Raw genomic sequence first — 10487 nt, 5'->3', positions numbered from 1 at the left:
TACACGTTTACTTTGACTCTTATGGAGTTCAAGCTAAAGATACTGTTCTTGATGGTTACTACTACGATAAAGATAGTGGCGCAAGGAAAGAACTCCCTCGTGATCAGTTTATTAAGATTGGTGACGATTTATACTACCTTAGCAGTAATGGACGAACTGGGGAAATAAATATTGATGGGAAGGATTACTATATTGCTCAATATGGTAGAGTTCTTCGTGGTTCCTTTAACGTATACCAACAGCCACCTTACTATGATGACGAAACTGGCGAAGCTGTGAAAAAAACTGGTTTTGTTAAATCTGATGGCCGTTGGTACTATTTAGAGGAAGACGGAAAAAAAGCAAAGGGCCTTAAAGAAATTGATGGTAAGCTTTATTTCTTCTCTAACAATCCAATGAACAAATACGAAACGCACGAACAAGTTCGTGGACAATTAGCTAGACCTTACTTTTATATTTCCTTCCCAAATAGAGCAGAAGACAATCCAACTTACTACTTCGAAGCCGAAACTGGGGCTGCGGTAACTAACCAATTCGTCTACGCAGATGGACACTGGTACTACTTCGGTAAGGATGGTAAGGCTCTCCTCTTCGATCAAGTCGTCAATGGTCAACACCTCTACTTTGATTATGAAGGTAAACAAGTGAAGGGTGATTTCGTTACAGACTACAAGGGAACTCGTTATTATGACGAAAACTCTGGTGAGCTTGTAACCGACCAAACACGTACCATCAATGGTGTGACTTATCACTTTGATGAAAATGGACGTGCGAAGCAATTGTAAAATAAGTCCGAAAATTGACTAAAATTATTCTTACTAGTCATACAGATAAAAAAACAAACAAAAAGCCAAAATCAGCATGCTGATTTTGGCTTTTTGTTAGGTAAAGAATTTATTGGTCCTTTTTTAGTCTTTTTAGGTGTTTATAGAGACCGAAGGCACGATCCAGTTGCATGGATTCGATAGGACGTTTGCCCTTAATATAGAGATTTCCATTGGTCGCATTCATCAACCCTGTCTTAGCAATGGCATAACCAGTAATCATTCCATTATAAAGAAATCTTTCCAGTTCCTTGACATCTAAAACTCGACTTGAAGGTTCAAGGGGACCATATTCTGCTTCATAAATATCTACAAGTCTTTTAAACTTATAGGCCGTTTTTATGGGCATATCTCCGATAGTTCCTTTTGAATAATAATGATAAAGATTCTGTGGGCTTAAGTTTGCAGAGGCTACCTCTTGACCGTTGGGCGAGTAAGGTTGTGATTTAATGAATGTATTGAGCTTGCCAATATCGATGTGGTAGTCGCTATCATTTTCCTTAGGAACAGGGAAATCGTCCCTATCAATAATCTCCCTTCGTCTAATGGTAGCCAACAATTCATAAGGCTCAACTCTAAGTCTTTTAGAAAATTTTTCCAAAGTATCAAGCGAAACCGTTCCTCTTTGATTGATCAGGTCATAGTTGGTTTGAGCCATACCAGATGAGACTACAAATGCTGTCATACGTTCTCTGACTTCTCCCTCATCCATATCTTCCGTGATTTCCAGCTTCTTGCGAATGTTGTGCCACAAGTTTTGGGTGACCTGATCAGGATCTCTTGGAAACTCAAAAACCTCATGCTGATTGTCTCGAGCTAAGAGCTTCCCAAGTGTAATGTTTTTTTCAGTCACCTTGGCCAGACCGTTAGTAATAGTTACAATCTTTGGGATATTTCCCTTAGGCTTGTTCATAAAGAGCATCCGAAGGCTTCCTGCCGGAATCCCCGTGGCCTCTGAGAGCTCTCTGTAACTCTTTTTGTCTTTCCAAAATTCCCCCATTCGAGCTTTTTCTGCATTTTCCCAGAAAAGCTCCTTAAGGGGTTTGGGGGCATTCGGCTCATCCGAAAATAGTCGTTTTGACATCATTGTCTCCCTCTAAAATTGCTGTTTTAAAATTAGTCCAAATCTATTATCTCATATTTTTAATAAAAATCAAATCATTTCCTAATCAATAATCATTACAATCAGCTAGTCGTTTAGAGTTTTTCTTGGGTTAATTGAGCACAAAAATTCCCCTCGTACTTAACGAAGGGAGTTGTTTGACTAATAATTCCAGTTTACCAAGAGATAAATTAAGCTCGAGCCAAACATATCTGCTAAGGCATGAACTAGGAAAAATGGAAGTAAGTTTTTAACCTTGTATTTATAAAGGAAATAATAGAGGAGACCAAAGACCACACCGATAACCAGAGCCCATAGCATGCCCTGATAGGTATGGAAGGACACACGAACAATAGTTGAAAAGAGCAAGACCAACCACTTATACTTGTCCTTAACCGAGGTCAAGAGTCCTAGGAAGAAAAATTCCTCGTAGAAACCGTTGAGCAAGCCATAAGCAATTGCCATAGGTGACAAAGCCATAAACTTATCAATCACAGCCATAGGGCTAATAAAGACTAGAACTTGAGGACTAAAATAATTATATTGTCCTGACAAAGTACTTACCATATCAGCAAATAAGCCCATGATAGCGAAAATAAAGGGTACCCAAAAGAGAACAGACCACTTTAGACGGATTGGCAGTTGTTTAAAGTCAAAATGACGTATCCAGAGATAAATAATCGCTAAGGCTAGGAGGATAATCTGCAAGGTGAAATTGCTAGAGTAAGCTGCTCCTTCACTGGCTGTATTTGTTGATGTCTCACTGATTGCGGTAGAAAGGCTTGGAGACAAACTGGCCAAATACATTTGTGTCGAACGAACAATAAACTGACCAAACATAATCAGCGTAACAATACCGATATCAAACCATCTCAGTTCCTTGAGTGGCTGCTCAGGATGAATTCTCTTAAGTAAAGACATGGTCCTTCCCTTCTTTCTGGTATCTTCATCGAAGACTGGTTAATTCTTTAAGGTTATTATAAGTCATAAACCTTAAAGTAACACTAAAATTTGCAGTAAGATTAGTATTTCATTTAAGGAAAGAAAAAGCAAGGGAAAGCATGTTTCCTTTGCTTCAAACACCTTATTAATCGTTCTTTTTGACAACGCTAACTAAGACAAGGAGTTGGAAAATGGCTAGAGCAAATAAGACCATAAAGCCATTTCGACTACCTTGAGCCGTTGCTTGCGCAAAGTCAATCTTGTGATTAGCTTGACTCATGGCAACAATTAGAGATGCTAGGGTTGTTCCCACTGCTCCTGCAAATTGTTGGAGCGTGTTAAAGATGGCATTGGCATCAGCACGTTGATCTAGCGACAGTTGTTTCTGTCCATTGGTCATGACATTACCAAAGGAAACGCCAAGCCCCGTCATGAAAATCATGTAAAAGACGAGGATCAAAGTATTGGAAAGAGAGAGACCAAACAAGCTAAACAACAACTGAGCGAGTACGATCAGGATTGCTCCAATTAGAATCGGTTTACGAGCACCCATCTTATCAAGAATAATGCCTGAGAACGGGGCGAATCCTGCACCAATAATAGCACCTGGAAGCAACATTAAGGCTGCAGAAGTTGTATTCGAGTGGTTAACCAATTGCACATAGTTTGGCAAGAGAAAACTCATCGCAAGGGATCCCAATTGGAAAGAGAAGAAAGCGATGATATGACCTGTCAGTTTACGATTTTTCAAAATGGAGAGATTGATAATAGGCTTGTCCAATGTTGTTGAACGCCAAATCAAAAGGACAAGACCTAAGATACCAATTAAAAGCCAACCAAGTACTGAGAAGCTGAAGAAAGCATGGTCAGCAACCCCATGAAGGCCTAAAATCAAGCCCAAGAAAAGAAAGATGGTAGCCAGTAGACTGAGGAAATCTAAAGATTCACGTTGCACCTCACTCTTTTGCTCAATCGAGCGAAGCCCCGCAATCAGTGAAGCCAAGAGAATAGGAAACTGGACGAGGAAGATAGAACGCCAACCAAAGTGTGCTGTCAAGAGACCACCAACAGTTGGTCCAATCGCTGGTGCAACGGCTGTAATCAGTGTCCCAACTCCCATCATGAGACCAATCTTACGACTTGGTACCTGCTCCAAAATGATGTTAAACATGAGAGGTAGGGCAAAACCAACACCCATCCCTTGAACCAATCGTCCTAATACAACAAAGCTAAAACTAGGGGCTATAAAGTCGATGAGAACACCTAAAATAGACAATAGGTTGGCGACCAGAAAAATGGTTTTCATCTTAAACGAGCGCTTGAGATAGGCAGATAAGGGAACCACACAAGCGACTACTAGGAGATAAATGGTTGTAACCCACTGTACGGTTGACGTATTGACTGAAAATGCCTTCATCAATACGGGAAAGGTGATGTTCATAGCTGTTTCACCAGCTACTCCACAAAATGAAAGGATTCCTGTCGCAAAGATGGCACACAGGATTTTGGTGGAGATTTTTTCATCTGACATAAGTATTTGTTCCTCCTAGATAAACTTAAATATTACGGTAGTGTTGTAAGATTTTGAGAAAGACTTCTCTCTCCTTGGCTGAAAACTGCTGGGCAAACTCTTCTTCCTCTTTTCGAAGATAAGATTGACAGGCAGAAGCGATACTGAGAGCTTTATCCGTGAGAACAACTGCCTTTTGCCTTGCATCTTTTGAAGATGTGTGGCGTTCAATCAAGCCTTTCTTCTCCATCCGCTGTAAGAGCACTGTCGTTGTCGAACGCTGAATCTCAAATTCGTGCTCAATGTCACGTTGAAAGACTTCTTGATCCGCATGATTGGTTATAAAATCAATGACAGCCATCTGATTTCCAGTCAAATCATATTGCCTAGCAAACTGGTCAAAATGACGCATCATATTATTATTGGCTTGTTTTAACAAGCGTCCAAAATGGTCCAAAAAAATGACTCCTTAACTATATTGTTAGCTAACTAGCAGTATAGAAGAATTATTAGCTCAAGTCAATAGATTCTTTCAAAAAATAGAAAACTCAAGGACCTAGAATCCTTGAGTTGCTATATTTAGTCTTTCTTTACAGGAATTTCCTTAATCACACGCGCCGGATTTCCACCTAGAACCACATTGTCACCGAAGGACTTGGTCACAACGGCTCCTGCTCCAGCAACTACATTATCCCCTAAGGTCACTCCTGGAAGGATGATCACACCTCCACCAGCCCAGAAATTATCACCAATCGTAATCGGAGCACCATATTCAATGCCTGAATTACGCTCTGTTGGATCAAGCGGATGCAAGGGCGTCAAAAACTGACAATTAGGGCCAATCATAGCATTGTCACCAATCGTGATAGGACAGATATCCAGCATGGTCAAGTTCCAGTTGGAATAGAAATTTTCACCGATATGGATATTAACACCGTAATCCGTAACGAACTGAGGATTCATGGCAACATTTTCACCAGTCGAACCAAACCAAGATTTGACAATCTCTGCCCTCTTGAGACGGTCAGGCTCAGCATTAAAGGCCCATTGTTTTTCTCTTGAGCTGGCCGCTATAGCACGTAACTCAGGATCGCTTGGCTTATAAAAGTCACCTGCAATCATTTTTTCATATTCAGTTGGCATGGCATACTCCTTTTTGCTTCTTCTCCTATATTGTAGTATAGAAGTGATGTAACCACAAGCGAATGGATATAAACTAGCTAATAATCTCAACTAAAAAACCATTACTAAATATAAATTGTAACCATAGCTCCATTATTTTCATTAGAAAGTTTCAGTTCCCAATCATGAAGTTCTACGACTCTTTTTACAAAAGATAACCCTATTCCAAAATGGTGATTCTGAGAGTCGTTTCCTGATTGATTATCTTGGTAAAAGAGCGATCCTACATTATCAATCATATTAGCCGAGAACCTTGAGCCATCATTCCAAACCGATAAAACAATCTTATTTTGCTCAGATGATAATTTTATAACTATCCTTGGCATCATTGATTGACTATAGGACATTGCATTATTCACAAGATTAGTAAGTGCTCTTAAGAATAATACTAAGTCAATATGAATAGTAGTATCAGATGGGGTTTCATTCAATACTTTTAAGACACAGGTCCCAGTTGTCAGAGGAGTTAATTCTCTAATCAAACATGACGCAAGCTGCTCCGAAGTAATATGCTCTTTATTGATATTATCTTTATAAAATGTTTTTGAATATTGAATAAATTGATTAAAATAATTATCTAGCTGTTGACTTGAAGATTCGATATCTAATAAGCATTGAGTTAACTCAGGAGACAAATCAAATGTCTGAAGATACTCAGCATTACCTGAAATTATTGTTAGAGGTGTCTTTAAATCATGTGCTGCGGAAGACACTCTGAACATTAGCTCTTGCTTTTGTTTCTTCTCTTTTTCAAGCATCTTCTGAATTTTATCCTGCATCTTCATAATATGTTCTTTTGTCTCAATAAATTCAAATAACCTTAGTGGCTTAGAGTATTTGTTATTGTCTGAATATAAGCTTTGTTCATATACTGTCTTCATCTCTATCTGAATTTCATATAGAAGTTTTTGTACATTTCTTACAATTATAACAACTAAAATGACACAAAGATAAATCCACGAGCTAACACTAAAAAACATAGTAAAGCTATTCACATTGTTAGCATTAATTCCTTCAACTGCTGTAAATAGGGCAGGAATGATATAAAAAAAACAAATGCATATCAGAAATTGAAAAATAATTTTCAAATAAGTTGCTCTTATCAACTGCTTTAATGTTATTGATTTTGCCATTTATATCCCCCACCCCAAAGAGTTTTAATTGGATCAATACCATAAGGTTTTAATTTTTGTCGAATCTGATAGATATACTCTGTGATACTTCGGTACTGAACTTCTGAACTTTGAGGGTACAAATATTCATAAAGCTCCTCTACACTAAAGATTTTAGTTTGATAGGTAAACAATAAATATAATAAATTAAATTCCCTTCTCGAAAGAGAAATACTATTACCGTCTACTATTAATTCCTTTCCTACCCTATCAAATTGAAGTAAACCACTAGTCTCAGTATCTCCGACAGAAAGTAGCCTTTTATCTCGTCGAATATGCATTTTGACTCTTGCAACCAACTCCTTCATACCGAATGGTTTGGTAATAAAATCATCTGCACCTATTCCAATAGCTTCAACAATATCTTCTTCAAGGTTTTTAGCAGTAATAAAAATTATAGGTGTTTGAATCTGACTTCTGATACTACTACAAATATCAATACCACTCACTGGCATCATTATATCCAGTAAAATCAAATCAAATCCTATGAAGTCACAGAGGTTAATATCTTCAACAGAATTTCTAGTTTCAACTACATAGGAGTTTTTCTCCAGAATATTCTTAATCAATCTTAAAATTTTTAAATCATCGTCAATAACTAGAATTTTAGACTTTACCATTTTTTTCCTCGTACGTTTTGAATATATTGTAACATAATTAAAAATCGAAAATACATTTCAAAATTAACATATAAGTTATAGTTCAATAAATTGAGCTTCTACCAAATCTCAATAATGCTCATTTTTAGGTAACAGAATATGCGTTCCAAAGTCTTTAATTTTATGATTTCTAAGTAAATAAATACAGTCTGCATTTTTTATAGTTGATAATCTATGTGAGATAATAATAACTGTCTTTGTACTAAATAATAATACCAAACAGTCTTGTATCTCTTTTTCAATCAATCTATCTAAATTTGATGTTGTCTCATCTAATAAAGCAATCTTTATTTGACTTACTTTAAAAATTCCTTTCTAATAAGGTAATAACTAGTAAGGAATAATCCAATAAGCCAAATTATGAATACAATAAAACGCATTATAGAATAGTTTGTATGTATTAGCTGAAAAACTAAATCATATATTATTACACTTGAAGCTATTGGTATAACCCTATCTATAAAAGGCAACACCAGTATAGGAAATAATAGCAAAATTGCAAGTGCAATCATTGAATTACCACATAAAAAGGAAAAAGAGTAACCCGCTAAAAAGTATATAACTGAACCAAACAAGTAGTAATAAAAATTTACTTCATTATGAGTACCCTGACTAAATATCATTACTATTAAACCTGCTAATAATGACTGTGTTAGACATTCTAGTAGGTCTATTAATAATATATATAATGTAGCTTTCACCCTACTTCCGTTGTTCAGGTAAACTTGCTTATAACTTTGTGTTTTCAATTCTACACTTGCATTTAAAACTCCATTCCCTAAAAAAGAGAACGATATTATAGTTAATAAGACAGAACTGCTAAAAGTGATAGAATCACCATTAACTTCGAATTTTAGGTATCTTAATAAACTTATTATAATAACAAATACTAACTGAAATAATAAATAAACCTGTACAGGTAATAAACTATATTTTTTATAAAACAAGCTATGCAATTGGCTTTTCATTCTTCTTCCCCCATTTTATTTTTTCTAAATAAAATAAACAAATCGTCGTAAGGAAAGTTTCAAATAGTAAAAGAATCGCTCCATATACTTGAGTTGTCTGATTGGCTTCGATCCTACCAAAAGCAAAAGACTTAGCTCCAATTAAAGGTAATAAATTATCTAAAATAGGAGAAATTGCCCTAAGTATGCCTGATAAAGAGAAAACTAACAACAGAACTATCACAATCAAAGAAGGAATTGATCTTTTTGTTATTTTTACAAGTAATAGAGAGAGTAAATTTAGTGTAATTGTAAAAGCTACTATTCTAATAAAAACATCAAGCATTAAGCCTATAGACAGAATACTTTGTAACTTACTAACTAACATGAATTTTAGAAGTAATGCATTTAATAAAAACAACGTAAAAGTCGTCGTTATTGAAATAGCAATTATACTAAATATCTGTGAAAACAATCTTATTTTCCAGTTAGCACAAATTAGTGATGAAAACTCATCCTCACCAAATTGATAATCAGTTGCTAGAATTAATGCTGACAATATAGGCAAAAATAATACGGTTGCTTGATACGGAGATGATAATATAGCATCTCTCACCGTTCTATAGGGAGTTTCAATTATATTTGGATCAATATTTACTGAGTTTGCAGCACCGGTGTGTAGTGCATTAATGACTTGAATATTTTGATAGGTAAAAAACAAACTAACTACAACTAAGATAAATAATCCCATTTTAAATAAAGTTAGATGGCTATATTTATATAAATACCCCTTTATAACTTGACTTAACATTTTACACTACTCCTTTCGTGTATAGAGCTAAAATAGGCGTTTTCAAAACTATCATATTGCTTCAATACTTGCTCACGTTTATCATTTAGAACAACGTGACCATTTGAAATACCTACAACTCTATCTACGGTTAATTCAAGTTCGCTCATATAATGGCTAGTTAATAATACTGTTTTTTCTTGTTTCACAAAGTCTTTGAGAAACTCTCTTAACCAACGGATTCCCTCTGGGTCTAAACCATTAATAGGTTCGTCTAAAATCAAAATATCTGGGTCTGCAAGTATTGCTGTTGCTAAACCTAATCTCTGCTTCATTCCTAAAGAATAATCTTTGATTTTTTTCTTACCAACATCTTTTAATCCAACAATTTCTAAACATTCAATACAACGTTGCTTACTGAGTCCACAAGAAAGTGCAATCCATCTTAATTGCTCATAACCAGTTCTACTTGGATAAGGTTGATAACTATCTAAAAAAGTTCCTACTATAGAGATTGGCTCAGCTCCTAACTCACTATATGTTGTTCCCAAAATAGTTGCCTTTCCACTATCAGCTGACTCCAATCCTAATAGTATTTTTATTAGGGTTGATTTTCCAGAACCATTAGGTCCTATCAAACCAGTAATCTCACCTTTATTAGCATGAAAAGTTATATTTGATAATACAACTTTGTCATCATATGTTTTATTTAAATTAGTAATATTAATCATTTTGTTTTCCTTTGACGAATAGAACCTTTTGAAATTTTGACAAACTAATGCTCTCACCAATAGGTTTACCATCAAGTTCCACCCATGCATATGCAATAAAAGAGGAAGTTTTAAAATCTGAAACCCAATCTGGAGAACGTCTTGTTATAGCGAAGGTACCTTTCACTATAATTGTAGTTTATCAATATATTTTCGGAAAAAAATCAGAGTTAATAGTTTTACATATTTTTAATTTAAAAATAGCATAAAAATCTAGTTATCCGCATAAAAACTGGACTTATCACACTTTATCAAGGTCAAAACCACTCAATTTACTACTAATTTACTACTTATGAATGAGCTTTGATACGACGATTTATCCTTGAAAAGTGAAGATATAAAGATACTTCCAATAAAATTTGAATATTTAATAGGTAGACACTTCAAAAAATGAGGTGTCTATTTTTTTACCCGATTTTGAAAGGAAGTGAACTTATGAAAACAAAAAATCAAGAATCAAAAGGTCGTTCCCCACTCTTTAAGACCATCAAACATTCATTCAGCCAATAAAAAAGAAAGGATAGGTAAAAATATGGAACTTAAATTTGTGATTCCCAACATGGAAAAAACATTCGGCAATTTAGAATTT

The 10487-nt window shown here is 35.4% G+C and carries 11 protein-coding genes; 1 reads left to right on the top strand and 10 read right to left on the bottom strand.

Features of this window, described 5'->3' with window-relative positions; genetic code table 11:
* On the top strand, positions 1 to 785 hold a 785-nt coding region (locus HMPREF1519_RS09850; RefSeq protein ID WP_037612057.1), incomplete at its 5' end, for an N-acetylmuramoyl-L-alanine amidase family protein.
* Between the two features lie 109 nt (positions 786 to 894).
* Here HMPREF1519_RS09850 and HMPREF1519_RS09845 read toward each other — a convergent pair.
* The 10 genes from HMPREF1519_RS09845 to HMPREF1519_RS09800 all read right to left on the bottom strand — a co-directional run bounded on the left by HMPREF1519_RS09845 (position 895) and on the right by HMPREF1519_RS09800 (position 9859).
* Positions 895 to 1908 (bottom strand): hypothetical protein, encoded by a 1014-nt coding sequence (locus HMPREF1519_RS09845; protein ID WP_037602302.1) that lies wholly within the window; start codon positions 1906 to 1908, stop codon positions 895 to 897.
* A 180-nt stretch (positions 1909 to 2088) separates the two neighbouring features.
* Positions 2089 to 2847, bottom strand: a complete 759-nt coding sequence (locus tag HMPREF1519_RS09840; RefSeq protein WP_037612053.1) for a CPBP family intramembrane glutamic endopeptidase — start codon at positions 2845 to 2847, stop codon at positions 2089 to 2091.
* A 166-nt stretch (positions 2848 to 3013) separates the two neighbouring features.
* Positions 3014 to 4399, bottom strand: coding sequence for an MFS transporter (locus HMPREF1519_RS09835; protein ID WP_037612051.1), 1386 nt, complete (start codon positions 4397 to 4399; stop codon positions 3014 to 3016).
* A 25-nt stretch (positions 4400 to 4424) separates the two neighbouring features.
* Positions 4425 to 4835: a MarR family winged helix-turn-helix transcriptional regulator gene (locus HMPREF1519_RS09830; RefSeq protein ID WP_002883563.1), complete on the bottom strand. Its 411-nt coding sequence runs from the start codon at positions 4833 to 4835 to the stop codon at positions 4425 to 4427.
* 122 nt (positions 4836 to 4957) lie between these two features.
* On the bottom strand, positions 4958 to 5521 hold the full coding sequence (locus tag HMPREF1519_RS09825) for a sugar O-acetyltransferase (RefSeq protein ID WP_037612049.1): 564 nt from the start codon (positions 5519 to 5521) through the stop codon (positions 4958 to 4960).
* A 104-nt stretch (positions 5522 to 5625) separates the two neighbouring features.
* Positions 5626 to 6693: a sensor histidine kinase gene (locus HMPREF1519_RS09820; RefSeq protein ID WP_037612047.1), complete on the bottom strand. Its 1068-nt coding sequence runs from the start codon at positions 6691 to 6693 to the stop codon at positions 5626 to 5628.
* The gene (locus HMPREF1519_RS09815) at positions 6678 to 7352 is read right to left on the bottom strand and encodes a response regulator transcription factor (protein WP_002886931.1); all 675 of its coding nucleotides are present in this window, start codon (positions 7350 to 7352) and stop codon (positions 6678 to 6680) included. The genes HMPREF1519_RS09820 and HMPREF1519_RS09815 overlap by 16 nt, the downstream gene beginning before the upstream one ends.
* A 335-nt stretch (positions 7353 to 7687) precedes the next feature.
* Positions 7688 to 8359: a hypothetical protein gene (locus tag HMPREF1519_RS09810; protein ID WP_037612045.1), complete on the bottom strand. Its 672-nt coding sequence runs from the start codon at positions 8357 to 8359 to the stop codon at positions 7688 to 7690.
* Positions 8340 to 9149, bottom strand: a complete 810-nt coding sequence (locus tag HMPREF1519_RS09805) for a hypothetical protein (RefSeq protein WP_037612044.1) — start codon at positions 9147 to 9149, stop codon at positions 8340 to 8342. The genes HMPREF1519_RS09810 and HMPREF1519_RS09805 overlap by 20 nt, the downstream gene beginning before the upstream one ends.
* Positions 9143 to 9859: an ABC transporter ATP-binding protein gene (locus HMPREF1519_RS09800; protein WP_002886924.1), complete on the bottom strand. Its 717-nt coding sequence runs from the start codon at positions 9857 to 9859 to the stop codon at positions 9143 to 9145. Before HMPREF1519_RS09800 ends, HMPREF1519_RS09805 begins: the two co-directional genes overlap by 7 nt.
* Positions 9860 to 10487 lie beyond the last annotated feature (628 nt).

Origin of the sequence: Streptococcus sp. SR4 (assembly GCF_000517725.1) — a bacterium.
Classification (GTDB): Bacteria; Bacillota; Bacilli; order Lactobacillales; family Streptococcaceae; genus Streptococcus; species Streptococcus salivarius_F.
Note: the sequence above shows the minus strand (reverse complement) of the source record. Positions and strands in the feature narration are given on the sequence as shown.